Genomic DNA, 26211 nt, shown 5'->3' with positions numbered 1-26211 from the left:
CCGCCCCGGAACGACGGCGGAGTTAGGCCCCCGGCAGATCGAGGATACGCTTGGCGACGATGCCGAGCATCACTTCGGACGTGCCGCCCTCGATCGAGTTGGCCTTGGTGCGCAGCCAGGCGCGCGGACGGGCGCCTTGCCTGGAGCGGTCGCTCTCCCACTCCAGCGCATCGACGCCGCCGGCCGACATCAGGATCTCGTAGCGGCGCTTGTTGAGCTCGGTGCCGTAATATTTCATCGCGGAGGAGAACGCCGGATGCGCCTGCCCCGCCTTGGCGAGATCGACGGCACGCTCGGCGCAGGCGGCTAGCGCGGCTTCATCGACATCGAAGCTCGCGATCTTGCCGCGCAGCATCGCATCGTCGAGGCGACCTTGCGCATCGCTGCCGACGGAATCGGCTGCGATCTGGCCGAGCGGACGGCCGACGCCGCGCTCGCCCATGCCCGAGATCATCGCGCGCTCGTGCTGGAGCAGATATTTCGCGACGTCCCAGCCGCGGTTGACGGTGCCGACCACATGCGATTTCGGCACGCGGACGCCGTCGAAGAAGGTCTCGCAGAACGGCGAGTAGCCGGAGATCAGGAGGATCGGCTTGGTCGTCACGCCCTTCGAGGTCATGTCGAACAGGATGAAGCTGATGCCGTCGTGCTTCTTAGCGGCGGGATCGGTGCGGACGAGGCAGAAGATCCAGTCGGCATAGTTGGCGTAGGAGGTCCAGATCTTCGAGCCGGTGATGACGAAATCATCGCCGTCGCTCTCGGCGCGGGTCTGGAGCGAAGCGAGATCGGAGCCGGCGTTCGGCTCGGAATACCCCTGGCACCAGCGGATCAGGCCCGCCGCGATGTTTGGCAGGTGCTCCTTCTTCTGCGCCTCGTTGCCGTATTTCAGCAGCGCCGGCCCGAGCATCCATATGCCGAAGCTCGACAGCGGCGGCCGCGCGCCCATCTTGGCCATCTCCGCGCGCAGCACCTTGTGCTCGGCAGCGCTCAATCCGCCGCCGCCATATTCCTTCGGCCAATCCGGCACGGTCCAGCCCTTGTCGCGCATGCGTTCGAACCAGATGCGCTGCGGCTCGGACGAGAATTTTGCATTGCGCCCGCCCCAGAACACGTCGGCGTCCGACGTTGCGGGCCTGCGCATTTCCGGCGGGCAGTTGGCTTCAAGCCAGGCGCGCGTCTCGTTGCGGAATGTTTCGAGATCGGCCGTTTCAGAATCGCTGGTCTTAGAGTCAGTCATTGGTCGTTTCCATCAATCAAAATCGACTTGTTGGGCGCGACTCTGGGCCATCGCACCGTGGAATTCAACCACTTCCGCAGGCGCATTCGGCTATAGTCGCGACCACGACGGTGCTTGAAAACAAAGAGGAAACGAGAATGCGCCTGACACTTCTTTCGCCTGGCGAAATGAACGAGAGCCAGCGGCAGACCTATGACGAGTCGATTGCCGGCAAGCGCGGCAAGCCGCCGGCACCGATGATGGCCTGGCTCAACAGCCCGGAGATGGCCCGTCACGCGACGCGGCTCGGCGAAGTGCTGCGCTTCGACACGATTTTCCCCGCCAAGCTCTCGGAGATCGCGATCCTGGTGACGGCGCGGCACTGGACCGCGCATTACGAATGGTACGCGCACAAGCGCCTCGCGCTTGCGGGCGGCATGGATCCAAAAATCATCGACGCGATCCGCGACCGCCGCACGCCTGAGTTCGACGACCCCAAGGCCAGGATGATCTACGACGTCGCGAAGTCGCTGCATGAGGGCCGCGGCGTCGAGAAGGGCCTCTATGATGAGGCGGTGAAGTTGCTCGGCGAACGCGGCGTGGTCGAGGTGATCGGGCTGTGCGGCTACTACACAATGGTGTCGATGACGCTGAACACGTTCGAGTTCGGGCTGCCCGAGGGCGAGGAGCCGGAGCTCTCTTAGTTTCCCATCCGGAAACGCTGGGTTTCGGGATAGGCCAGTGGCACTGTCCCGGGGCGCGGCCTATGTGGGGTTGATCAACGGAGCATTGCCATGTCGCAGAACCCAGCCGTCCATGCCGGCACCCGGATCGGCCACGTTCATCTCAAGGTCGCCGATCTCGATCGCGCGCTCGGCTTCTATTGCGGCGTGCTCGGCTTCGAGCTGATGCAGCGCATGGGCTCTGGCGCGGCCTTCATCTCGGCCGGCGGCTATCATCACCACATCGGGCTCAACACCTGGGAGAGCAAGGGCGGCTCGCCGCCGCCGCCGGGCACGACCGGGCTCTTTCACACCGCGATCCTCTACCCGACGCGCCCCGCGCTGGCGGATGCGCTGCACCGGGTGCTTTCGGCCGGCATTGCGCTCGACGGCGCGAGCGACCACGGCGTCAGCGAGGCGCTCTACCTGCGCGATCCCGACCAGAACGGCGTCGAGCTGTACTGGGATCGGCCGAGGGAGCAATGGCCGTTCGGGCCGGATGGCAAGCTTGCGATGATTACGAAGCGGCTGGATGTCGAGGCGTTGTTGCGGCAGCGGGAGGCGTGATGTCGTAGGGTGGGCAAAGCGAAGCGTGCCCACCAATTCTCGCGGCACTCGTTGAGAAGATGGTGGGCACGGCGCTATGCGCCTTTGCCCACCCTATGAGGCTTCCCCCGCACCATGATCAGCGCCGCCGCCGCCACCTCCAGCGCGACACACAGATAGAACGGCAGCGCATAGCCGCCGGAGAAATCGCGCAGGAAGCCGACCACGCCGGGGCCGAACGCGTAGGTCACCTGGTTGATCGCGGTGTTCAGGCTGATCAACACGCCGAACGAGGCGGAATCGAACTCCTGCTGCACGATCAGCGAGGGCAGCGTGATGAGGTTGCCGACCGAGAAGCCGAACACGGCGCAAGCCGCAATCAGCACGTAGTCGTTGTGCAGGTTGATGACGACGCACAACGCCGCGGCCTGGCTCAGGAACGACAGCGCCGAGGCGAGGCGCTGGTTGAGCCGGTCGATCACCATCGAGAACAGCACGCGGCCGACCACCGCCATTGCCGTCAGCACGGCGACGGCTACCGCAGCGCGCTCGCGGCCGATCACCGGGTCGAGGAACGAGATCAGGTGCACGATGAAGCCGACTTGCGCGAACAGCACCAGCGCGAAGGCAATCGTCACCGTGAGGAAGCCGACGTCGCGCAGCGCGTGCGCGCGGATTTGCGCCGACGATTGCGGCTTTGCCTTCGCTGCCGCATGCCAGCCATGGTGCTCGGGCGGCCGGCCGACGGCGAGCAGGATCACCGGCACGAGCAGCACCAGCATGGCGCCTGCGGTGGCGTACATCGCCGTCGCGAATCCAACATGGCTGATCATGGTCACCAGCAGCGGCACGCCGACAATGCCGCCGAAGCTGGCGCCGTTCAGCGCGAGGCTGATCGCCATGCCGCGCTTGTGGTCGAACCATAGGCTGATCGTGTTGGTGATCATGGCGAGACTGGTGCCGGCCCAGCCGAAGGCGAGCACGGCGTCGGCGAGATAAAGCTGCCAGGGCTCGCGCACCGCGCCGATCGCGACCGCCGCGGCGGCCATCGCCAGCGTGCCCGCGATCAGGCAGAGGCGCGGGCCGTATTTTCGGACGGCCTCGCCGACGAAGACGACGAGCAGCGCACCGAACAGATAGAAGAACGTCGTCCCCGCGGAGATCAGCGAGGCCGGCCAGCCCCGCGCGCGCTGGAGCTCGGCGACATAGACGCTCTGGCCATAAAAGCCGAGCCCCCAGCCGAAGGTCGCGAGCAGGAAGCAAACCGCGACGATGCGCCAGCCTTCATAGCGGAGGGAGGATTCGTCGATCGGAGCTGCGTGGCGGGGATTGTCGAGCATTTCTTTGCTCCTCGCCGTCATTCCGGGGCGATGCAAAGCATCGAACCCGGAATCTCGAGATTCCGGGTTCACCCTTCGGGTGCCCCGGAATGACGGCAGAAAATGAAGGACGTTGCTGGCCTGACGAGCCTGTTCATGACGAGCATCATGTAACAACGCGGCTCCCAAAAATCACTTCGACCCGGATCGAAGTATCAACGTTGCTGACAGCCTCCCGCCATCAGACCGCGTCCGGGAACTCGCCCATGGCGGCGTCCAGCCGCGCCTTGCGGCGGCGCGCCCAGGAGACGAGCGAGAGCACGGCAAGCCCCAGCACGACCGGCGGGAACACCACCATGTTCACCGCGGACCAGCCGTAATTGGCGAGCAATTGCCCTGACGAGAACGAGCCGATCGCCATCATGCCGAACACCAGGAAATCGTTGAAGGCCTGCACCTTGTTGCGCTCCTGCGGCCGGTGCGTCTCCAAGACCAGGGCGGAGGCGCCGATGAAGGAGAAATTCCACCCCACGCCGAGCACGATCAGCGTGGCCCAGAAATGCATCGCCGTGAGGCCGGAGAGACCGATGGTGGCCGCGCCGGCCTCGAGCAGCAGGCCGGCGGCGACGATCTTCGGTGCGCCGAAGCGCGCGATCAGCGCGCCGGTGAAGAAGCTCGGCCCGTACATGGCGACGATGTGCCATTGAATGCCGAAATTGGAATCGCTGACGCTGAGGCCGCACAGCTTCATGGCGAGCGGCGCCGAGGTCATCACCAGATTCATCATGGGATAGGAGATGACGCCGCACAGCGCCGCCGCGATGAAGCGCGGCTGGGTCACGATCGTGAGCAGCGGCCGGCCGCCATGCAGATCGGCCGGCGCCGGCTTCGGCATGTCGACGCCGGCGACGATGCCCATGGCGACCAGCGCCACCGCAGCCTGCACCAGGAAGCTGAAGGCGAACAGATAGGGCTGCCAGACATCCATGGTCCACTGCACGAGCTGCGGACCGAGCACGCCGGCGAACACGCCGCCCGCCATCACCCAGGACACCGCCTTGGGCCGGTAGGCCACGCTGGCGCCATCGGCGGCGGCGAAGCGATAGGACTGCGCCACCGAGCCATAGAGGCCACCGAGAAAGGTCGCGATGCAGAACAGCGCGAACGAGCCGTGCAGGATGGCGAACGAGCCGAGCAGGCCGGTGAGCGCGCCCAGACCGGTACCGATGACGAAGGCGGCGCGGCGGCCGAAGCGGCGCGAGATCGCGCCGGTCGGCAGCGTGCCGGCGGCAAGGCCCACCACATACATCGAGATCGGCACGGTCGCGAACGACATGTCGGGCGCGAGCGTAGCGCCGACGATCGCGCCGGTGGCGAAGATCACAGCCGAGTTGGCGCCGGTCAGCGCCTGCGCGGCAGCAAGGCGCACCACATTGGCACGCACGCGGGCGTCGGCGGCGATCTGATTGGCTGAAGTCACGTCAAGCATCGGCATTTCCGCCCCAACGGGCTCACAAGGGCTTTGTTGATTCCCGGCACTATGGAGCGGCGCGGGAGGGTGGGCAACCGGCGCAAACGGGCGCAGGCCATGCCTCTGACGCAATCGGGCAGATGATAGCGGGCTGCGCTCTTGACGGCTTGCGCTCGATCAAATCCTATCCGCCGCGACTTTTGGGAGTTTCGTTCATGACGGTCGACGACAGGCCTACGCTCAGCGCTCCCGACGACGATCCCTGGCTCTGGCTGGAGGAGATCGAAGGCAAGCACGCGCTCGATTTCGTGGAGCGGCAGAACAGCCTGACGCTCGACGCATTCGGCGGAGCGGCCTTCGCGCGCGACCGCGATATCCTCGCGGCGATCTACGATCGTCCCGACAACATCCCCTATGTCAGCCGGCGCGGCAGCGATCTGCACAACCTCTGGAAGGACGCCACCAACCCGCGCGGCCTGTGGCGGCGAACCAATCTGGCGGAGTTTCGCAAAGCGAGCCCGGCGTGGGACATCGTGCTGGACATCGACCAGCTCGCGGCAAAGGAGGGCGAGGATTGGCTGCTGAGCTCGATCGTCACGATGCCGGCAAGCTCGCGGGCGATTCTGAGCCTGTCGCGCGGCGGCAGCGACGCCGTCACCTTGCGGGAATTCGACCTCGACACGAAGAGCTTCGTGGCGGACGGCTTTACGCTGCCGGAAGCCAAGGGCGGCGTTGACTGGCTCGATCAGGACACGCTGCTGCTGTCGAGCGCGCATGGCGAGGGGATGGCGACGAGCTCCGGATATGCGCGGACCGTTCGCCTGTGGCGGCGTGGCCAGCCTGCCGATCGGGCGCAGGTGATCATCGAGACCACCGCCGATCACATGGCGGTCTCCGGCATGGCCGACGACACCGGATCGGCGCCGCGGGTCTGGATCGTCGATCAGATCGACTTCTTCAATCACGCGATCTGGCTGCGCGATGCGACCGGTGCGACGACGAAGCTCGACCTGCCGACCGGCGTCTGGATGCAGGCGCATGGCGACTGGTTCGCGATGAAGCTGCGCAAGGACTGGTCGGCCGGAGGCCGAACCTTTGCCACCGACACCGTGCTCGGCATCTCGCTCTCGGCGTTCCTCGCCGGCAGCCGCGATTTCGCGGTCCTGTTCGAGCCCGGCCCGCGGCGCGCATTGCAGGGCCTGTTCTGGGCGGGCAGCAAGCTGGTGCTGTCGATCCTCGACGAGCTCAAGCCGCAATTCGAGATCTGCACGCCGTCCGCCGCGGGCTGGAGCCGCGCCACGCTTCCCGGCCTACCGCAGATCGGCGTCGTCGATATCTGGCCGCTCGACCGTCATCCCTCCGAGAGCAATGGCGACCTGCTCGCCAACGTGCAGGATCCGCTCACGCCGCCCTCGCTGCTGCTGTTGGAGCGCGGCCTCGCAAGCCCGACCGTGCTGAAGCAGGCGCCGAAGACGTTCACCGCCGACGGCCTCGTGGTGACGCAACACGAGGCGATCTCGATCGACGGCGAGCGCATTCCCTATGTGCAGACCGGTCCTGCCAAGGAGACCGGCGATGCGCCGGTCTATATGAGCGCCTATGGCGGCTTCGCCGTCGCGGTGAAGCCGTATTACAATCCATCGCTCGGCAAGCTGTGGCTGGAGCGCGGCGGCACCACGGTGCAGGCGAATCTGCGCGGCGGCGGCGAATTCGGCACGCGCTGGCACGATGCCGGCCGGCTCGCCGGCAAGAAGCTGTCGCATGACGATTTCGCCGCCGTTGCCGCCGATCTCGTCCGCCGCGGCGTGACAAGCGCGAAGCGCATCGCAGCGCAGGGCGGATCGAACGGCGGCATCCTCATCACCAACATGCTGGTGCGCTACCCCGAACGCTTCGGCGCGCTGTTCTGCACCATCCCGCTGATCGACATGCGCCGCTACACCAAGCTGCTCGCAGGCGCGAGTTGGATCGCGGAATATGGCGACCCCGACAAGCCCGACGAATGGGAGTGGCTGAAGACCTACTCCGCCTATCACAACGCAAAGCCCGGCCAGGCCTATCCGCCGATCCTGATCGCCACCACGCGGCGCGACGACCGCGTCCATCCCGGCCACGCCCGCAAGATGGCGGCAAAGCTCCAGGCGATGGGCTATGAGGCCTGGTTCTACGAGCCGGCAGCGGGCGGTCACGGCTACGGCAAGGACAACAAGGAGCGCGCCGGTTTTGAGGTGCTGGGCTTTCGATTCCTCAGGGACAAGATCGGATGGAAGGATGGGGAGGCGTGATTGCGCTGCCTCTTCGAACTCTCACCATCACGATGTGAGGCGGGCACCACTCTCTCATTCCCTCCCCCCTTGCGGGGGAGGGGCAGGGAGAGGGGTATCACACGGGGACTCTCTCGACTTGCACGCGCGGCACGGTCGCAGATGGATAGACCGTTTCCTGGGCCACCCCTCTCCCCCGCCCTCCCCCACAAGGGGGGAGGGAGCGCACCGCCGCTGTGGCGTGCACCCGAACCCAAGTCAGAAGCGCCAACCTAGCGCGCAAACACCAGCGTCAGATTGTTCGCCGGCATCTCGATCGTATCGACGAGACCAAGGCCGGCGCCTCGCGCGAGCGTCTCGACATCGCCGATGTCGCGCACGCCCCAGTCGGGATTGCCTTCGCGCAATGAGGTGTCGAACACGGCGTTGCTGAGCGCGGTATGCTTGCCGTCGCGCTTGAACGGGCCGTAGAGGAACAGCTTGCCGTCGGCCCTCAAATAGCGACCGGCGCCGGCGAACAGGCCTTCGGCCACGGTCCATGGCGCGATATGGATGACGTTGGCGCAGAACACGGCGGCGAGGTTCGTCGGCCCCTGCCCGCTTCGCATTTCCGGACACCAGCCGGGATCGGAGAGATCGATCCGCAACGGCGAGCGGATGTTTGGCAGGCCCGAATGGACGCGCCAGGCCTCGATGCTCTTCACGTGCCGCTGGTTGAGGTCGCTCGGCCACCAGACCAGGTCGGGCGTATGGCGGGCGAAATGGACCACGTGCTGGCCGGTTCCGCTGCCGACCTCGACAACGTTTCCGGAACAGCCGGCAAGGTGCTTTTCCAGAGCCGCCCGGAGCGGCTCGTGATTGCGATGGAATGCCGGTGCATCGAGCCGCCCATCTGGCTCGACCCGTCCGCCGTCCCTGCCAAATTCGACGACATATTCAGCCAAGTGACGTCCCCTTGAAAAAACGAGAACACGATGAAAACAGCAGGAGCGCCCAAACGCCCTCGAAACAGCCGGCCCGCGTTCACGGACCTTACTCTCGCGGCCAAATCGGCCGAACAAATAATCTCTTTAGTTGCAATGCGGAAGATATTAACTCCATTTTGCCGCGTGCATAGTCCTGATTGTCAGGTGATGCCCTTTGTGCTTTGGAACGCTGCTATTTCCGCGATCGAGTGCATCGCCATAACGCCTCGGAATGACGCCTTGACCGCCTTTTCCCGGATGCCTGCCCTGCTCCTTTTGCTGGCCTTCGCCGCCGGCCTCGCCAGCCCGGCGCGGGCGCAATCCGCCGTGGCCGAGGGCCAGAAGCTCGCCTTCGACCGTGGCAAGGGCAATTGCCTGACCTGTCACGTCATCAAGGGCGGCGACCTGCCGGGAACGATCGGCCCGGAGCTGAAGGACCTCAAGGCGAAATACCCTGATCGCAACGAGCTGGCCGCGATCATCTTCGACGAGACCAAACGCAATCCGCAGACCATGATGCCGCCGTTCGGCCGGAACCGGATTTTGACCGACCAGGAGATCAGCGCGATCGTTGATTTCCTGCAAACCCTGTGACTTCAGGCACGCCAGGAGAGCTCAGATGACCACGACCACCGGCCCCCTTGCGACGCGGCGCCTGATCCTTCAGGGCGCAGCCTCCGTCGCGCTGCTCGGCCTCGGCAATCTGCCGTTCGGCGTGGCGCCCGCGTACGCCGCGGCCAACGACAAATATCCGGAAGAAGCGTTCAAGCTGAAGAACGAAGCGGACGCGATCAAGGCGCTCTACGGCAAGACCGCCGAGCCCTCCGACAAGGTCAAGCTGGATGCGCCGGAGATCGCCGAGAATGGCGGCGTGGTTCCGATCTCGGTGACGACGACGCTGGAGAAGGTGACCTCGATCTCGTTCTTCGTGGCCGAGAACCCGAACGCGCTCGCCGCGTCCTACAAGATTCCCGACGGCACGATCCCTGCTGTCGCCAACCGGCTGAAGATGGCGAAGACCACCAACGTGACCGCGATCGTGGAAGCCGACGGCAAGCTCTACAGCGCGACCAAGGAAGTCAAAGTCACCGTCGGCGGCTGCGGCGGCTAAGGAGATCGACATGGCATCCAGCATTCGCGTGCGCGCGACCGCAAACGGCGACATCACCGAGGTGCAGGCGCTGATCCAGCACCCCATGGACACCGGCCTGGTCAAGGACGCCAAGGGCGAGGTGATCCCCGCGCATTTCATCCAGCAGCTGAAGTTCGAATGTAACGGCAAGGACGTCTTCGTCGCCGATTGGGGCACCGCCATCTCCAAGGACCCCTATGTGAAGTTCAGCTTCAAGGGCGCCAAGAAGGGCGACGACATCAAGATCTCCTGGACCGACAACAAGGGCGGGTCGGATACGACCACCGCGAAGATCGCGTGATGAAGGCCCGCTCCGCCCTCCTGCTTGGTTCGCTCAGCGCCGCGCTCGTCGCGGTCGCCCTCACCTCGCCGCGCGTGATCGCGGCCGACAAGGTCGATCCAGTTGCCGACGCAAAAGCGTTCCAGAACTTCTTCTTCCAGAAGTTTCCGACCGTGAAGCACGAGGATTTCGTCAACGGTCCTTATTCCATGAACGAGGACATGAAGCGGCAGTGGCGGGAGAAGGAGGAATTCCCGCCCTACGAGTTCGCGCTCGACGCCGGCAAGGAAATGTTCGCCACCCCGTTCAAGAACGGCAAGACCTATGCCGACTGCTTCCCGAATGGCGGCATCGGCATCCGCCAGAACTACCCCTACTTCGACGAGAAGGAGGGCAAGGTCGTCACGCTGGAGCTCGCGCTCAACCGCTGCCGCGAGGCCAATGGTGAGGCGCCCTATTCCTACGTCAAGGACGAGATGGCCTCGCTGACCGCCTACATGGCCTTCACCTCGCGCGGCAAGCCGATGGACATCAAGATCCCCGATGATCCCCGCGCGCTCGCCGCGTTCGAGAACGGCAAGCGCTATTTCTACACGCGGCGCGGCCAGATGAATTTCTCCTGCGCGAGCTGCCATGTGCAGAGCCCGGGCGAGCGCATCCGCGCCGAGATCCTGGCGCCGGCGCTCGGCATTTTGAACGCGATGCCGATCTACCGCTCCGAATGGAGCGGCATGGGCACGACCAGCCGCCGCTTCGTCACCTGCAACAGCCAGACCCGGGCGGTTCCGCTGGAGCCGCAGGCGGATGAATATCGCGACGTCGAATATTTCCTCTCCTACGTCGCCAACGGCCTGCCGATATCAGGACCGGGAGCGCGGCCATGAAGCGGTCACTTCCCCTCGCCATGCTGCTCGCCCTTAGCCTTGCGCCAACGGCGCGCGCGGCGAATGAGGCGGATTACAAGGCGGCCTATGCCGCCGCCGAAGCCGCCTCCAAGGAGGCAGCCGGCATGCGCAATCAGTGGACCGTGACCGTCTCGACGCTGGCGGCGGCGAAGAAGGCAGCCGATGGCGGCGATTTCGACCGCGCCCTGGCCGCAGCCAAGGAGGCCGAGGCGCTGGCGAAGGCGTCGATCTTCCAGGCCACGTCCGAAAAAGAGGCCTGGAAGGCGATGGAAATCCGCTAGACTGGACCTCAGTTGAACTGCCGATGAGGCGCGGAGGATTCTGGATGGCGATCCGCCGCCGTGATTTCCTGAAGAGTGCAGGCGTTGCCGCAGCATCGCTCGGCCTGCCGCGGCTTGCGCGCGGCACTGAAGCGGCGAGCATTTACGACCTCGAACGTTTCGGCCATGCCCGGATCCTGCACATCACCGACACGCATGCGCAGCTCAACCCGGTCTATTTCCGCGAGCCCAGCGTCAATATCGGCATCGGGGAGATGGCGGGACGGCCGCCGCATCTGGTCGGCCGCGCCTTTCTCGAGCGGTTCGGAATCCGGCCCGACAGCGCCGATGCCTATGCCTTCACCTGCTTCGAGTTCGAGAAGTCTGCGGCGCGCTTCGGCAAGCTCGGCGGCTTTGCCCATCTGAAGACGCTGGTCGATCGCTTGCGCGGCGATGTCGGCGAAAGAGATTCGCTGCTCGTCGACGGCGGCGATCTCTGGCAGGGCACGGGGCTCGCCAACGTCATGCAGGGCCGCGACATGGTCGAGGTCGCCAATCTGCTCGGCATCGAGGCGATGACCGGGCATTGGGAATTCACCTATGGCGAGCAGGCGCTGCGCGACAATCTCGAGCGCTTCAAGGGCGAGTTCCTGGCGCAGAACGTGTTCCTGACCGAGGAAGCCGCGTTCAACGACGCCCGCGCCTTCGACAAGGCGACGGGGCGCGTCTTCAAGCCCTCCGTGATCAAGGAGCTCGGCGGTCATCGCATCGCGATCGTCGGCCAGGCCTTCCCTTACGTGCCGATCGCGCATCCAAAGCGGTTCACGCCGGACTGGACCTTCGGCATCCGCGAGGAAGAGCTCCAGAAGCATGTCGATGCCTTGCGCACCGCCGACAAGGTCGATGCCGTCATCCTGCTGTCGCACAACGGCATGGACGTCGACCTCAAGCTCGCGAGCCGCGTCACCGGCATCGACGTCATCCTCGGCGGCCACACCCACGACGCCGTGCCGCAGCCGATTCCTGTGACGAACGCCGGCGGAACGACACTCGTCACCAATGCCGGATCCAACGGGAAATTTCTGGGCGTGCTCGATCTCGCGCTCGACAAGGGCAAGGTCAGTGGCGTCAAATATCACCTGCTGCCGGTCTATTCCGAGCTGCTGAAGCCTGATCCGGCGATGGCCGAGCTGATCGGCCGGGTTCGCGCGCCGCACGTGGCCGACTGGTCGGAGAAGATCGCAACGCTCGACCGCCTGCTCTATCGCCGCGGCAATTTCTCCGGCCCGGTCGACGAGCTGATCTGCACCGCGTTGCGCAGCGAGCTCGACGCCGAGATCGCGCTGTCGCCGGGCTTCCGCTGGGGCGTCACCGCGCTGTCCGGCCAGGCGCTGACCATGGAGGACGTGCTCGCGGAAACCGCGATCAGCTATCCCGAGACCTATGTGCAGGAAATGACCGGCGCCCAGATCAAGGACGTGCTGGAGGACATCTGCGACAATCTCTTCAACGCCGATCCCTATTACCAGCAGGGCGGCGACATGGTGCGCGCCGGCGGCCTCAGCTACACCTGCACGCCGGCGGGGGCGATCGGCGGCCGCATCTCTGAGCTGAAGCTCAACAACGGCAAGGCGATCAGCGCCAACCACCGCTACAAGGTCGCGGGCTGGGCCTCGGTCAACGGCCAGCAGGGCGCACCGGTGTGGGACGTGGTGGCCAAATATCTGCGCTCGGGCCGGATGCTTTCGGAGCGGCTCGGCTCCGGCGTCACGCTGAAGGGCGTCGAGAACAATCCGGGCATTGCGGGACAGGGATGACGCGCTCGCAAATGTTTCGCGCGATGATGCTGGCGATGCTCGCCTTGGCCGCGATGCCGCCGGCTTTTGCGCAGCAGGTGCCGCTTCAGGACAAGCCGTTCGCCGAGCACAAGATCGTGCTGCAGCTCTCCGACGGCGACGCCAGGAAGCAGGCGCTGGTGCTCAGCGTCGCCAACAATCTCCTGAAGGCCTACGCCCCCGACAAGGTCGCGATCGAGGTGGTGGCATTCGGACCCGGCATCGACCTGCTGCTGTCGAACAGCGAGCGCCGCAAGCAGGTCGAGAGCCTGATCGCGCAAGGCGTGCGCTTCGACATCTGCCTCAACACCGTCGACACGGTCGAGCGGGAGACAGGCAAGCGGCCGGAGTTCATCCCCGCCGCGACGCCGGTGCAGGTCGGGGTCGGGCAGATCCTGTTCCTGGCGGAGAATGGGTACACGGTGGTGCGGCCGTAGGGGGCGCCAGGGCGTCACACTCCCCTGTCGTCCCGGCGCAGGCCGGGACCCATACTCCCAGGCAGGTGTTTGGCGAAGATCAGTCGTTCGGTACTCCCACCGCCCCTCCCGAAGGATCACGCGCGGTATGGGTCCCGGCCTTCGCCGGGACGACACTGAGTGTGTGGCGCTTATCCCCGCCTCGCCAGCAATAAAAATCTTCCAAATTTACCTGTTCACACAGTGAATTGCTTCTCTTTCTGACCCGGAACATAGTAGAATCTTGGAAGCCAGTTCCACGCCGGGTCTTGCCATGATCTTCCGCCAGCTCTTCGACAGTGTTTCGGGCACCTACAGCTACGTCCTTGCCAGCCGCCACGGCGGCGAGGCGCTGATCCTCGATCCCGTGCTGGAGAAGGTCGACCGCTATTGCCAATTGCTGCGCGAGCTCGACCTCAAGCTGGTCAAGGCGGTCGATACCCACCTTCATGCCGACCACGTCACCGGCCTCGGCGAGCTGCGCGACCGCACCCATTGCATGACCGTGATGGGCGACCAGACCAAGGCCGACGTGGTGGCGATGCGTGTCGCCGACGGCGACAAGGTGACGATCGAGGGGCTGTCGCTCGACGTGATGTACACGCCCGGCCACACCGACGATTCCTATTCCTACCTGATGGGCGACCGCGTCTTCACCGGCGACACGCTGCTGATCCGCGGCACCGGCCGCACCGATTTCCAGAACGGCTCCTCGCGCGCGCAGTACGATTCGATCTTCAATCGCCTACTCAAGCTGCCGGACGAAACGATGGTGTTCCCGGCGCATGACTACAAGGGCGACACCGTCTCCACCATCGGCGAGGAGAAGCGCTACAATCCGCGGCTCCAGGTGCGCTCGGTCGACGAATATATCGAGCTGATGGCGAACCTGAAGCTGCCCAATCCGAAGATGATGGACGTGGCGGTGCCCGCCAACATGCGCGTCGGCCTGCATCAGGAGGAGCTGGAAAAGGAGGGCCGCGCGCTAACCGCCAGCGAGGCGATCCGCGTCCTGGGCCGGCCTGACATCCTGCTGGTCGATCTGCGCGAGACCAACGAGCGGATGAAACACGGCATGCTCGAGGGCGCCCTGCACACGCCCTATCCGTCCGTCGAGGAGAGCCTGAAGCCCGGCGGCATGCTGCGCGAGGTCGCGGCCGCCACCGGCCGCCGCATCGTGTTCTTCTGCGCCTTCGGCGAACGCTCGGCGATGGCCGTCGCGGCGGCGAAGGAGGCGGGCCTCGCCAATACCGCCCATATCGCCGGCGGTATCGATGCCTGGAAGAAGGCGGGCGGACCGGTGGTGCACTGACGCCCCGACGCGCCGTTCTTGAGATAAGTCAGGAACCGCCCACATATTGGGACTAGGATCGGATGCAGCATCACCATCCGGGAACAGCCATGGCCAAGACCGTCAACAAGACCGCCAAGCCGAGCGCGCCGCCCAAAACCGCCAGCGAGAAGCTGGCGGACGACAAGGCGAAGAAGCCGCTGCCGCGCGACACCGACGACGACGATTACGAAGACGGCGACATCGCAACGCCGAAGCGTGACCGGTACGGTCCCGATGACGAGCCGTTGTGAGTTGAAGCCTGCCCCACGAATGGTGCGTTCCCTCCCCCTTGCGGGGGGAGGGTTAGGGAGAGGGGTGCCACACGGCACACTCTTTCGAGAGCCCGACGATCTTTGCATCGACCACGGATAGACCTTTTGCTGGGCTACCCCTCTCCCCCGCCCTCCCCCGCAAGGGGGAGGGAGCGCAGTGTGCCCGATCGCATCGTCGAGTCATGATTGAGACAGCGGCGCCACCCGCGCTACCTGCCATGCGCCTGCGTTCATGGACAAATAACCGCTGTCCCCGATAGTTTGCGCTCCCTTCAGGGAGTGAAACGGAACTGCAATGGTCGATGTTCTCGCCGCACCGCAGCAAGGCAAGGCGGACAGCGCGCTGCGCACGCTGACGGGAATCTCGATCGCGCATTGGGTCAGCCATTTCCATCTGCTGGTCCTGCCGATGCTGTTTCCGTTCCTGAAGGACAGGCTCGGCGTCGGCTATGTCGAGCTGGGCTTCGCGCTCACCACCCTTGCCGTCGTATCGGGCCTGACGCAGGCGCCGACCGGCTATCTCGTCGACCATTTTGGCGCGCGCAGGATCCTGTTGATCGGGCTGACGCTCGGCGGCTTCGCGCTGATCCTGCTCGGCCTGCATTTGAGCTACGCCTCGCTGATCGCCTGCGCCGTGCTGCTCGGGCTCGCCAACAGCGTCTATCATCCCGCCGACTACGCCATCCTGACCGAGCACATGGACGAGGCGCGGATGGGCCGCGCCTTTTCGATCCACACCTTTGCCGGCTATCTCGGCGGCGCCGTGACGCCGGCGATCGTCGCCGCGCTGGTCACCGTATCGGGTGGCGTCGGCGCATTGATCGCGTCGGGCGCGATCGGCGTGCTGGTGGCGTTGCTGCTGGTCGCCATGAGCATTCCCGAGGCCGGCGCGCACAAGAAAAAGCCCGGTCACGAGAGCGCGCCGAAGCAGGCGGTGATAACGCCGGCGCTGATCACGCTGACCGCGCTGTTCATGCTGCTAAGCCTGTCGGTGGCCGGCATCAACAATTTCGGCGTGGTGGCGCTGATGAGCGGCTACGGCGCCTCTTATTCGATCGCCAACGTCGCGCTGACCGCGTTCCTCGGCGCCAGCGCCGCGGGCGTGCTCGCAGGCGGCTTCCTCGCCGACCACACCGAACGTCACGGCTATGTCGCCGCCGCCTGCTTTGCCGCAAATGCGGCGATCGTGCTCCTGATCGCACTGGTGACATTGCCCGGCTGGGCTTTGACCGCGACGATGACGGCGGCGGGCTTCCTCTCCGGCGTGATCGCGCCCTCGCGCGACATGCTGGTGCGCAATGCCGCTCCCGCCGGCGCTGCGGGGCGCGCCTTCGGCATCGTCTCCACCGGTTTTAATCTCGGCGGCATCGTCAGCCCGCTTTTGTTCGGCTGGATCATGGACCAGAGCGCGCCGCACTGGGTGTTCGGCGCCTCCGTGATCTTCATGCTGGCGACGGTGGTGCTGTCGCCGTTCACCGAGCGGAAGCGGCAGGCTGCGGCGTAGCCACAAATTCAACTGTCGTCCTGGCGAAAGCCAGGACCCATTACCCCAGGGAGAATCCGTCGCGCGAGACTGGTCACTCCGAGTCTTCGCCAAACTACTCCCTGTGGTTACGGGTCCCGTATCTGCGCTGACATCCGGGACGACGAGTAGAGAGAACTGCGTGTAACAAAAACAAAACGGGAAGAAACCTCATGACCAATCCTGATCTCGTGATCCGCGGCGGCATGGTCGCGGATGGAAACGGCGGCGAGCTGTTCGAGGCCGATGTCGCCATCACCGGCGGCAGGATCAGCGAGGTCGGGAAGATCTCCGGCAAGGGCAAAGAAGAAATCGACGCGCGCGGAAAACTGGTGACGCCGGGCTTCGTCGACGTCCACACGCACTATGACGGGCAGGTCACCTGGAGCCAGGACATCACGCCGTCGTCGCAGAACGGCGTCACCACCGCGATCATGGGCAATTGCGGCGTCGGCTTTGCGCCGTGCAAGCCCGCCGACCACACCCGCCTGATCCAGCTGATGGAAGGCGTCGAGGACATTCCCGAGCCGGTGCTGAGCGCCGGCATTCCCTGGGCCTGGGAGAGCTTTCCGGACTACATGGGCTGGCTGTCGAAGCGCGATTTCGACATCGACGTCGGCGCGCAACTGCCGCATGCGGCGTTGCGCGTCTATGTCATGGGCGAGCGCGGCGCGCGCCGCGATCCGTCCACGGTGGAAGACAATGCGGCGATGGCAAAGCTCGCGGGCGAAGCGGTCCGCTCCGGCGCGCTCGGCTTCTCGACCTCGCGCACGCTCAACCACCGCACCTCGACCGGCGACTTCACGCCGACCTTGAAGGCCGGCGAGGACGAGCTCACCGCGATCGCGGGTGCGATGCATCGCGAGGGCCGCAGCGTGCTGCAATTCGTGCTCGATCTCTCCACCATCGACGACGACCTGCCGATGATGCTGCGGGTCGCCGACACGACGAAATGCCCGATCTCGTTCTCGATCACGCAGAACGACAAGGCGCCGCAGCGCTGGCGCCAGACGCTGGACGAGATCAATGCCGCCGCACAGCGCGGCCTCTCCATCACCGCGCAGATCGCGGCGCGCCCGGTCGGCCTGCTGCTCGGGCTCGAGCTGTCGCGCAACCCGTTCCAGACCCATCCGAGCTACAGGGCGATCGCGCATCTGCCGCTGAAGGAGCGGCTGGCGCGGCTGCATCAACCGGAGGTCCGCCAGGCGATCCTCAGCGAGACGGCGACCGCGACCGACGATCCGCTGTTCTTCCGGCCCAACTACGACAAGATGTTCCTGCTCGGCGATCCTCCCGATTACGAGCAGCCGCCGGAGAACGCGCTGGGGCCGCAGGCGCGCAAGCAGGGCCGGAAGCCCGAGGAGCTCGCCTATGACGCGATGCTGTCGGACGAAGGCCGCGGCATGCTCTACGTGCCGTTCCTCAACTATGCCGACGGCAATCTCGATGCGACGCGCGAGATGCTGATCGATCCGCAATCGGTGCCGGGCCTGTCCGATGGCGGCGCGCATTGCGGCATCATCTGCGATGCGAGCTTCCCGACCTATCTGCTGACGCACTGGACACGCGACCGCACGCGCGGCGAGAAGCTGTCGATCCCGTTCGTGGTCGCGGCACAGTCACGCAAGACCGCGCTCTCGGTCGGCCTCACCGATCGCGGGCTGATTGCGCCCGGCTACAAGGCCGACATCAACGTGATCGACTATGACCGCCTGCATCTGCATCCGCCGAAGGTGCATTACGATCTGCCGGTCGGCGGGCGGCGGCTGTTGCAGGACGTCGACGGCTATGAAGCGACCATCGTGTCGGGCGTGGTGACGCGGCGGCATGGCGCGGCCACGGGGCGCCGGCCGGGGAAGTTGATTCGTGGCGCGCAGGGGGTGGTGAACTAGCGCGGTAGGATGCATGTGAGACGCGAAGGCCGCGCCTCACATTCGGTGTCGTCCCGGCGAAGGCCGGGACCCATACGCCCCGGCAATTGTTTTGCGAAGACTTGGAGTTATCAGCTTCGCCTCAATCCACTCCCTGTGGTTATGGGTCCCGGCCTTCGCCGGGACGACAGCGGTGTTTGTGGCGGGCCTTGAACGCCTGCCACCCCTTACGTCGGCGACACCGCGCCTTTCAGCGCCGCTGCCTGCGGGGCGGCAGCGCGCGTCAGCCGAGCCTTTTCGCTGTTCGGCCAGAGCAGGGCCAGGCCGAGCAGGCCGGAGCCGACCATGATCACGGCGTTGATGGTGAAGCCGGTCATGTAGCCGTCGAGCATGCTGCCGGCGCGCTGGATCACGGTGCCCATCACGGCGGGCGCGATGATGCCCGAGAGCGTGTAGAGCGCGCCGTAGATCGCCAGGATCGCGCCGCGCTGCGACGACGGCGTGAATTCGCCGAGCATGGGCGGACAGACGACGTAGATCGCGCCGCACAGGCCCGTTCCGACCACGAGCAAGGCGAGCTGAAGGCCGGCGCCCTGAACATACGGCATCGCAGCCAGGATCAGGCCGCCGACCATCAACGGGACCGAGCCGAGCACGCCGCGGGCGACGCGCGTGGTCGATCCGCGGGCCATCATCAGTTGCGAGATCCAACCCGTCAGGATCACGATGGTGGCGCCGAACACCCAGGGCAGGGTCGAAATCCAGCCGGCCTGGCTCTGCGAGAAGCCGAGGCCCTTGATGATGAACGGCGTGAACCAGGTCAGCCCCAGCGACAGCGCCCAATAGGCCCCGAAGGTCGCCGCGACGCAGCCGACGAAGGTGCGCGAGGTGAGAAGCTGAAGATAGGGAATTTTCGTCTCGGTGGCGGCAAGGGTGTGCGTGTCCTCCAGCGGGCCTTCCTTGCCGAGCGCGAGCCAGGCGCAGACCCAGATCAGGCCGACGACGCCGAGCGCGCCGAAGGCGTAGTGCCAGGAGTGATTGACGATGACCCAGTTCAGCGCCGGCACCGCCAGGATGACGCCGAAAGCCGAGCCTTGCGACAGGATCGCAGTCGGCAGCGTGCGCTTCTCGTCGGGGAACCATTTGTAGATGGCGTGCGCGGCGACCGAGAAGGCCGGGCCTTCGCCGGCGCCCAGCACGATGCGGCAGATCAGCAGCGTGGTGAAGGAGACGGTGCCGACCATCGGAAACTGCGCCAGCGCCCAGACCACCGCCAGCGTCAGGAGCACCCAGCGCGTCGGCACCTTGTTGACGATGAAGCCGACCACGATGGCCGAGATCGAGAACAGGAAGAAGAACGAAGACCCGAGCAGGCCGAACTGCTCCGGGGAGAGCTTCAGGTCCGCCATGATCGGCACGCCGGCGAGGCCGACAACGATCTTGTCGGCGAAGTTAACCAGCATAAATAGAAACAGCAGAAAGGTGACCGTCCAGGCGCCCTTTGGTGTTTCCCTGGATGTCGTCGTCTTGCCCGCCACCATGGGCGTTCCCTGAGCGCTCATCGTTCTCCCCGTCTGTCTTTTTGGCAGTTTTTTGATTTGGCCGTTGTTGGAGCTAACAACGGCTTCGACGGCAACGCAACCCCGGCATTTCCGCGGCAGGTGTGCTACGCAGCATTTCCGTTAATTCCGTCCGGCGCCATTCATCGTGCTGAGCATCCGAAATCTCTCCAAGACGTTCTCCTCGGCCGCCGAACCGGTCCACGTGCTGCGCGGCGTCGACCTTGACCTCAAGGCCGGTGAACGCGTCGCGCTGACCGGCGAATCCGGCAGCGGCAAGAGCACGCTGCTGCACCTGATCGCGGGGCTCGATGCCGCCGATGGCGGCTCGATCCGGTTGGAAGACACCGAGGTCACCAAGCTGTCCGACGCGGGGCGCGCCAGCCTGCGGCGCGACCGGATCGGCCTCGTGTTCCAGCAGTACAACCTGATCCCGAGCCTGTCGGTTGCCGACAATCTGGCCTTCCAGGCGCGGATCGCCGGCCGGCACGACGCAGCCTGGTCCAGTGAACTGGTCGAACGGCTCGGGCTCGGCGCCCTCCTGAAGCGCTATCCCGAGCAATTGTCCGGCGGCCAGCAGCAGCGGGTCGCGATCGGCCGGGCGCTCGCGACAAGACCCTCGCTGCTGCTCGCGGACGAGCCGACCGGAAATCTGGATGAAGCGACCGCCGAGGACGTGCTGGCGCTGACGCGCGACCTCGTCACGCGCACCGGCTGCGGATTCCTGATGGTGACGCACAGCCTGCATCTGGCCGGCACGCTCGACCGCCACCTCACTTTGCATGCGGGGCGAATCGCATGAGGCGCGCGCTGTGGGTCCTCGCGGTGCTCCTGAGCCATTGGCGGCGGCACAGGATGCAGTTCGCGACACTTCTGATCGGGCTGATCGCCGCGACTGCGCTGTGGAGCGGCGTGCAGGCGATCAACCAGCAGGCCCGCAATGCCTATGACCGCGCCGCGGCGACGTTCGGCGGCGTGCGGACGCCGATGCTGGTCGCACCCAATGCGGCGACCTTTCCGCAAGACCTGTTCGTCAGGCTCCGCCGCGCAGGCTGGCCGGTCTCGCCGGTGCTGGAGGGCCGCGTCCAGATCAACGGGCGCTCGGTGCGGCTGCTCGGCATCGAGCCGGTGACGCTGCCGGTGGATGTCGGCAACGCGCCACGCCTTGGTGCCGCGGACCTGACGAGCTTCGTCGCGCCGCCCGGCCGGACGCTGGTGGCGAAAGAGACGCTGAACGACTTGCAGGAGCAGGAGGGCGCGGCGCCGCCGATCAGCAGCGGCGCAACACTGCCGCCGCTGCACGTGCAGCCGCAGCTCGTGCCCGACGTGCTGGTGGTCGATATCGGCGTGGCGCAGAAGCTCCTGAACAAGCCGGACCAAGTCTCGCGATTGCTGATCGGCAAGCCGAAGGGCAAGCCGGCGCCGCTGGCGAGCGTCGTCGGCGACCGGCTGCAACGGGTCGAGCCGAATGCGGAGACGGAGCTGGAGCGTCTCACCGACAGTTTCCATCTCAACCTCACCGCCTTCGGCCTGTTGTCGTTCTTCGTCGGCCTGTTCATCGTCAATTCGGCCGTGGGTCTTGCCTTCGAGCAGCGACTGCCGATGCTGCGCACGTTGCGAGCCTGCGGCGCCTCGGCGCGCCTCGTCAACACGGTGCTGGTGATCGAGCTGGTGGCGCTGGCGCTGGTCGCCGGACTGATCGGGCTCGTCTGCGGCTATTTCATCGCGGCCGCGCTGTTGCCCGACGTCGCGGCGTCGCTGCGCGGGCTCTATGGCGCGCAGATCCCGGGGCAACTCAGCTTGCAGCCCGAATGGTGGCTCGCCGGCATCGGCATCAGCGTTGCCGGCGCGCTCGTTGCGGCCGCGACCAGCCTGATCAAGGCGATCAGGATGCCGGTGCTGGCGACCGCGCAGCCGTACGCCTGGCAGCAGAGGCAGCGCCGCTGGCTGATCCTGCAAAGCATTGCGGCGTGCATGGTGTTCGCGGTCGCGCTGCTGCTGCTTCACTATGGCGAATCGCTGATCGCAGGCTTCGGCGTGCTGGCGGCGCTGATGCTGGGCGCGGCACTGATCCTGCCGGCCTTCCTCGACATCATCCTGCTCATAGGCCAGCGCGCAGCGCGAGGACCGCTCTCGCTGTGGTTCTGGGCGGACAGCCGGCAGCAGCTCTCCGGGCTGTCGCTGGCACTGATGGCGCTGCTGCTCGCGCTCGCCGTCAATGTCGGCGTCTCCACCATGGTGGAAACCTTCAGCCGCACCTTCGTCGGCTGGCTCAACGGGCGGCTCGCGGCCGACGTCTACATCAGCGCTTCCGACAATGCGCAAGGCGTCGCGATCCGGAACTGGCTGAAGGAGCGCAGCGAAGTCCAGGCGATCCTGTCGGGCGGCCGCGCCGAGACGCAAGTCCAGGGCCAGCCGGTGGAGCTGTTCGGCCTGCCCGATCACGCACTCTATCGCGAGCGCTGGCCGCTGCTGGAGACTGCGCCACGCGCCTGGACCCAGCTGGTGCCGGGCAATGCCGCCTTCATCAGCGAGCAATTGAGCCGCCGCCTCAACGTCCGCGTCGGCGACGTCGTCGAGGTGCCGGCGCCGGGCGGGACCTGGGAGCTCGACATCGTCGGCATCTATGCCGATTACGGCAATCCCAAGGGACAGCTGGCCGTGAATGTCGCGGCGCTGATCCGTCACTTTCCGCAGACGCCACAGACGCGGATCGGCCTCATCGTCGCGCGGGACAAGATTCCGGACTTGATCGCGGCCTTGCAGAAGCGGTTTGCACTCGACGACCGCAGCGTCGCCGACCAGGCGACGGTGAAGGCGGAATCGATCCGCATCTTCAACCGCACCTTTGCGGTGACATCGGCGCTGAACGCTTTCACGCTCGGTGTCGCCGGCATCGCGCTGCTGACCAGTCTTTTGACGCTGGCCAACTCCCGCCTGCCGCAGCTCGCACCGCTGTGGGCGATCGGCATCACGCGGCCGCGCCTCGCCGCGATCGAATTGACCAAGACGCTGTCGGTGGCGCTGTTCACCTCGCTGCTGGCCGTGCCGCTCGGGCTGCTGGTGGCGTGGTGCCTGATTGCGATCGTGAATGTGAAGGCGTTCGGCTGGCGGCTGCCGTTCCATGTGTTCCCGCTGCAACTCGTCGAGCTGGTCGCGGTCGCGCTGGTCGCCTCGCTGCTGGCCGCGCTGCTGCCGGTCGCACGGCTGGCGCGGATGCAGCCGGCGAACCTCGTCAAGGTGTTTGCCAATGAGCGCTGACAAGATCTCGCGGCGCGCATTTGCCGGCGGCATTGCCGCGCTCGCCCTTGCGCGCCACGCCGGCGCGCAAGGCTATGCCGGGCTCGGCGAGACGGCCGACGGCTTTGCGAAGGTCACGCCGGGAAAGACGTTCGCCTTCCCCGCCGATCACGGGCCGCATCCGGAATTTCGCATCGAGTGGTGGTATCTCACCGCGAACATCGTCGACAGCAGCGGTGCGGCTTGCGGCCTGCAATGGACGCTGTTCCGCCAGGCGGCGCAGCCGGGACCGCAAGGCGAAGGCTGGGCCAATCAGCAGATCTGGATGGCGCATGCGGCGGTGACGCGCGCCGATACCCATCGCTTCAGCGAGCTGTTTTCGCGCGGCGGGATCGGACAGGCCGGCGTCGAAGCGAAGCCCTTCACGGCGTGGATCGACGATTGGGAGATGAAGGGTCTTGAGCGCACCGACGATCGCACTTTGGCGCCCCTGACGCTGAAGGCCTCCGGCACGAACTTCAGCTATGCGCTGACGCTGGAGGCCGATCGTGCGGTGGTGTTGCAGGGTGACGGCGGCTTCAGCCGCAAGTCGGAGCGCGGCCAGGCCTCCTACTATTACAGCCAGCCGTTCTACCGCGCGCGCGGCACGCTCACCATCGATGACAAGCCGGTCGATGTGTCGGGGCAGGCCTGGATGGACCGCGAGTGGAGCAGCCAGCCGCTCGACGCCGACCAGACCGGCTGGGACTGGCTGTCGCTGCATCTTGCATCCGGCGACAAGCTGATGCTGTACCGGCTGCGGCAGAAGGACGGCAAGGACTATCCGTTCGGCAACTGGATCACCGCCACCGGCAGCACGCAGATGATCTCGGGCAGCGACATCCAGATGACGCCGAAGGCGACCGCCGAGGTCGCGGGGCGCAAGCTGCCGGTGGAGTGGCAAATCGCCATCCCCTCGCGCTCGTTCTCAATCCAATGCAAGCCGCTCAATCCAAAGGCCTGGATGGGGACCGGCTTCTCCTATTGGGAAGGGCCGATCAGCTTTGCCGGCACGCATGACGGTGTTGGCTATCTCGAGCTGACCGGGTATTGAAGCGCGACCTCTTCAAGGAAGCGAGCGATGTATCACCTCACCGCCCTCGTCACGCTGCTGGCGATTGCGTTTTATTTCTTCGCCACCATCAACGTCTCGCGCGCGCGAGCGAGGACGGGCATCAAGGTGCCGGCGACCTCAGGACACCCGGACTTCGAGCGCGCCTTCCGCATCCAGGTCAACACGCTGGAATGGATGCCTATCTTCCTGCCGTCGCTCTGGCTGTTCGCGATCTACATCAGCGACGCCCTCGCAGCCGGGATCGGCGCGCTCTGGATCGTCGGCCGCATCGTCTATTTCATCGGTTATTCGCAGGCCGCCGCAAAGCGCGGCCCGGGCTTCTTGATCCAGGCCATCGCAGCCATTGCGCTATGGGTAGGGGCGATCGGGGCGGCGGTGTCGCGGCTGGTGTGAGGGATGAATTGCAAGCCGTCATTCCGGGGCGGCGCGCCAGCGCCGAACCCGGAATCTCGAGATTCCGGGTTCGATGCTTCGCATCGCCCCGGAATGACGCTACGCCTCACTTCGTCAGCGGGCAGCCGCTGTCCTTGGCGGTGAAGAACGCCTTGTCGCCGGGGACGGTGGCGAGCAGCTTGTAATAGTCCCAGGGCTTCTTCGACTCCGCGGGCTTCTTGACCTCGAACAGATACATATCGTGGACCATGCGGCCGTTCTCGAGAACCTTGCCGCCCTGCGCGAAGTCGTCGTCGACCGGCAGCTCCTTCAGCTTCTTGGCGACGGCTTCCGGATCCTTGGTGCCGGCGGCCTTGACCGCTTTCAGATAGCTCAGCGTCGCCGAATAGGTGCCGGCATGGATCATGCTCGGCATCCGCCCGGTGCGCTTGAGGAAACGTTCGCCGAGATTGCGGGTCTTGTCGTTGAGATCCCAGTAATAGCCCTCGGTCAGCACCAGGCCTTGCGCGGCCTGCAAGCCGAGGCCGTTCACTTCGGCCAGCGTCATCAAGAGGCCCGCGAGCTTCTGACCACTGGCGACGATGCCGAACTCGGACGCCTGCTTGATCGAGTTGGTGGTGTCGAGGCCGGCATTGGCGAGGCCCACGATCTTGGCCTTGGAGCTCTGCGCCTGCAGCAGGAAGGAAGAGAAGTCCGAGGAATTGAGCGGCACGCGCACCGAGCCGACCACCTTGCCGCCATTGGCGGTGACGATCTCGCTGGTGTCCTTCTCCAGCGCGTAGCCGAAGGCGTAGTCCGCGGTGAGGAAGTACCAGGTGTCGCCGCCGGCCTTGGTCAGCGCGCCGCCGGTGCCGACGCCGAGCGCGCGGGTGTCATAGGCCCAGTGGAAGCCGTAGGGCTGGCAGGCATCGCCGGTGAGGCGCGAGGTCGCGGCGCCCACCACGATGTCGATCTTTTTCTTTTCCTTGGAGAGCTCGTGGATCGCGAGCGCGACCGAGGAGGTCGTCAGCTCCGTGATCATGTCGACGTTCTCGACATCGTACCAGCGCCGCGCGATCGAGCTCGCCAGATCCGGCTTGTTCTGGTGGTCGGCGGTGACGAGCTCGATCTTCTGACCGAGCACCTCGCCGCCAAAATCTTCGATCGCCATCCTGGCCGCTTCGACCGACCATTTGCCGCCGTAGTCTGCATAGACGCCGGACTGGTCGTTGAGGATGCCGATCTTGACGCCTTGCGCGGAGGCCGGTGCTGCCAGCAGCAGGGCCGAGGTTGCGACGGCGGCCAAAAGGGCTGATTTCATGTGTTGGCTCCCAGCAGTGTTCTGTTTTGAAATCGCGCGGATACTAGTGAAGAACCCCGGGAATGCCCATCCATTGCGTGTTGGTCGTTAGTATGAAGGGCGGCACCACAAAAAACCGTCGTCCTGGACAAGCGCAGCGAAGCGGAGCGTAGATCCAGGACCCAATACCCCAGGGAGCAATTTGGCGAAGACCGGTGGTCGCAACCTGCTCGCGCCGCAACTTCTCCCTGGGGTAAT

General features: G+C 65.6%; 24 protein-coding genes. 18 read left to right on the top strand and 6 right to left on the bottom strand.

Features of this window, described 5'->3' with window-relative positions; translation table 11 throughout:
* Window positions 1-22 precede the first annotated feature (22 nt).
* Entirely contained in the window at window positions 23-1237 is a 1215-nt protein-coding gene (locus BJA_RS05165) for an acyl-CoA dehydrogenase family protein (RefSeq protein ID WP_011083841.1), read from the bottom strand.
* Window positions 1238-1374: 137 nt separating this feature from the next.
* On the opposite strand from BJA_RS05165, the gene BJA_RS05160 reads away from it, so the two are divergent.
* The gene (locus tag BJA_RS05160; RefSeq protein WP_038965232.1) at window positions 1375-1920 is read left to right on the top strand and encodes a carboxymuconolactone decarboxylase family protein; all 546 of its coding nucleotides are present in this window, start codon (window positions 1375-1377) and stop codon (window positions 1918-1920) included.
* Between the two features lie 90 nt (window positions 1921-2010).
* Entirely contained in the window at window positions 2011-2505 is a 495-nt protein-coding gene (locus BJA_RS05155) for a VOC family protein (RefSeq protein WP_011083839.1), read from the top strand.
* A gap of 74 nt (window positions 2506-2579) precedes the next feature.
* Here the strand turns inward: BJA_RS05155 and BJA_RS05150 are convergent, their stop codons facing one another.
* Both BJA_RS05150 and BJA_RS05145 read right to left on the bottom strand, forming a co-directional pair.
* Window positions 2580-3824, bottom strand: a complete 1245-nt coding sequence (locus tag BJA_RS05150; RefSeq protein ID WP_038965231.1) for an MFS transporter — start codon at window positions 3822-3824, stop codon at window positions 2580-2582.
* A 220-nt stretch (window positions 3825-4044) separates the two neighbouring features.
* Window positions 4045-5292 (bottom strand): MFS transporter, encoded by a 1248-nt coding sequence (locus tag BJA_RS05145; RefSeq protein ID WP_063921602.1) that lies wholly within the window; start codon window positions 5290-5292, stop codon window positions 4045-4047.
* A 197-nt stretch (window positions 5293-5489) separates the two neighbouring features.
* Here BJA_RS05145 and BJA_RS05140 point away from each other — a divergent pair, with 197 nt between their 5' ends.
* Window positions 5490-7559: a prolyl oligopeptidase family serine peptidase gene (locus tag BJA_RS05140; protein WP_063921376.1), complete on the top strand. Its 2070-nt coding sequence runs from the start codon at window positions 5490-5492 to the stop codon at window positions 7557-7559.
* Between the two features lie 251 nt (window positions 7560-7810).
* Here the strand turns inward: BJA_RS05140 and BJA_RS05135 are convergent, their stop codons facing one another.
* Window positions 7811-8482: a DUF938 domain-containing protein gene (locus tag BJA_RS05135; protein ID WP_038965227.1), complete on the bottom strand. Its 672-nt coding sequence runs from the start codon at window positions 8480-8482 to the stop codon at window positions 7811-7813.
* A gap of 261 nt (window positions 8483-8743) precedes the next feature.
* Here BJA_RS05135 and soxX point away from each other — a divergent pair, with 261 nt between their 5' ends.
* The 11 genes from soxX (at window position 8744) to BJA_RS05080 (ending at window position 18389) form a co-directional block, all read left to right on the top strand.
* The gene (soxX, locus tag BJA_RS05130; RefSeq protein WP_028172677.1) at window positions 8744-9097 is read left to right on the top strand and encodes a sulfur oxidation c-type cytochrome SoxX; all 354 of its coding nucleotides are present in this window, start codon (window positions 8744-8746) and stop codon (window positions 9095-9097) included.
* 25 nt (window positions 9098-9122) lie between these two features.
* Window positions 9123-9614 carry a thiosulfate oxidation carrier protein SoxY gene (gene soxY, locus BJA_RS05125; RefSeq protein WP_011083833.1) on the top strand — a complete coding sequence of 164 codons (492 nt, stop codon included), beginning with the start codon at window positions 9123-9125 and terminating at the stop codon, window positions 9612-9614.
* A gap of 10 nt (window positions 9615-9624) precedes the next feature.
* Complete coding sequence (gene soxZ, locus BJA_RS05120) at window positions 9625-9936, top strand: thiosulfate oxidation carrier complex protein SoxZ (protein ID WP_011083832.1); 312 nt, start codon at window positions 9625-9627, stop codon at window positions 9934-9936.
* Entirely contained in the window at window positions 9936-10799 is an 864-nt protein-coding gene (soxA, locus tag BJA_RS05115; protein WP_038965225.1) for a sulfur oxidation c-type cytochrome SoxA, read from the top strand. Before soxZ ends, soxA begins: the two co-directional genes overlap by 1 nt.
* Window positions 10796-11101 carry a hypothetical protein gene (locus BJA_RS05110; protein ID WP_011083830.1) on the top strand — a complete coding sequence of 102 codons (306 nt, stop codon included), beginning with the start codon at window positions 10796-10798 and terminating at the stop codon, window positions 11099-11101. Before soxA ends, BJA_RS05110 begins: the two co-directional genes overlap by 4 nt.
* 44 nt (window positions 11102-11145) lie before the next feature.
* Window positions 11146-12897 carry a thiosulfohydrolase SoxB gene (soxB, locus tag BJA_RS05105; protein WP_038965224.1) on the top strand — a complete coding sequence of 584 codons (1752 nt, stop codon included), beginning with the start codon at window positions 11146-11148 and terminating at the stop codon, window positions 12895-12897.
* Window positions 12894-13352 carry a hypothetical protein gene (locus BJA_RS05100; RefSeq protein WP_011083828.1) on the top strand — a complete coding sequence of 153 codons (459 nt, stop codon included), beginning with the start codon at window positions 12894-12896 and terminating at the stop codon, window positions 13350-13352. The genes soxB and BJA_RS05100 overlap by 4 nt, the downstream gene beginning before the upstream one ends.
* Before the next feature lie 292 nt (window positions 13353-13644).
* The gene (locus tag BJA_RS05095; RefSeq protein ID WP_011083827.1) at window positions 13645-14682 is read left to right on the top strand and encodes an MBL fold metallo-hydrolase; all 1038 of its coding nucleotides are present in this window, start codon (window positions 13645-13647) and stop codon (window positions 14680-14682) included.
* An 89-nt stretch (window positions 14683-14771) separates the two neighbouring features.
* On the top strand, window positions 14772-14954 hold the full coding sequence (locus BJA_RS05090) for a hypothetical protein (RefSeq protein WP_038965223.1): 183 nt from the start codon (window positions 14772-14774) through the stop codon (window positions 14952-14954).
* A 316-nt stretch (window positions 14955-15270) separates the two neighbouring features.
* Entirely contained in the window at window positions 15271-16479 is a 1209-nt protein-coding gene (locus tag BJA_RS05085) for an MFS transporter (protein ID WP_011083825.1), read from the top strand.
* A gap of 191 nt (window positions 16480-16670) precedes the next feature.
* A complete protein-coding gene (locus BJA_RS05080) occupies window positions 16671-18389 on the top strand; it encodes an N-acyl-D-amino-acid deacylase family protein (RefSeq protein ID WP_011083824.1) in 1719 nt (572 codons plus the stop codon).
* Window positions 18390-18595: 206 nt separating this feature from the next.
* Here BJA_RS05080 and BJA_RS05075 read toward each other — a convergent pair whose 3' ends face one another.
* The gene (locus tag BJA_RS05075; RefSeq protein ID WP_011083823.1) at window positions 18596-19930 is read right to left on the bottom strand and encodes an MFS transporter; all 1335 of its coding nucleotides are present in this window, start codon (window positions 19928-19930) and stop codon (window positions 18596-18598) included.
* Between the two features lie 145 nt (window positions 19931-20075).
* On the opposite strand from BJA_RS05075, the gene BJA_RS05070 reads away from it, so the two are divergent.
* Genes BJA_RS05070 through BJA_RS05055 form a run of 4 tightly spaced genes read left to right on the top strand, consistent with a single transcriptional unit; the run spans window position 20076 to window position 24674 of the window.
* Window positions 20076-20729, top strand: coding sequence for an ABC transporter ATP-binding protein (locus tag BJA_RS05070; protein WP_011083822.1), 654 nt, complete (start codon window positions 20076-20078; stop codon window positions 20727-20729).
* Window positions 20726-23188: an ABC transporter permease gene (locus BJA_RS05065; protein ID WP_011083821.1), complete on the top strand. Its 2463-nt coding sequence runs from the start codon at window positions 20726-20728 to the stop codon at window positions 23186-23188. Before BJA_RS05070 ends, BJA_RS05065 begins: the two co-directional genes overlap by 4 nt.
* Window positions 23178-24260, top strand: coding sequence for a lipocalin-like domain-containing protein (locus BJA_RS05060; protein ID WP_011083820.1), 1083 nt, complete (start codon window positions 23178-23180; stop codon window positions 24258-24260). The genes BJA_RS05065 and BJA_RS05060 overlap by 11 nt, the downstream gene beginning before the upstream one ends.
* Window positions 24261-24287: 27 nt before the next feature.
* Window positions 24288-24674 (top strand): MAPEG family protein, encoded by a 387-nt coding sequence (locus tag BJA_RS05055; protein WP_011083819.1) that lies wholly within the window; start codon window positions 24288-24290, stop codon window positions 24672-24674.
* A 106-nt stretch (window positions 24675-24780) separates the two neighbouring features.
* Here BJA_RS05055 and BJA_RS05050 read toward each other — a convergent pair whose 3' ends face one another.
* Window positions 24781-25974, bottom strand: coding sequence for an ABC transporter substrate-binding protein (locus BJA_RS05050; protein ID WP_011083818.1), 1194 nt, complete (start codon window positions 25972-25974; stop codon window positions 24781-24783).
* Window positions 25975-26211 lie beyond the last annotated feature (237 nt).

This window comes from Bradyrhizobium diazoefficiens USDA 110 (genome assembly GCF_000011365.1).
In the GTDB taxonomy this organism is placed as follows: Bacteria; Pseudomonadota; Alphaproteobacteria; order Rhizobiales; family Xanthobacteraceae; genus Bradyrhizobium; species Bradyrhizobium diazoefficiens.
This window is presented reverse-complemented; position numbering and strand designations above follow the sequence as displayed.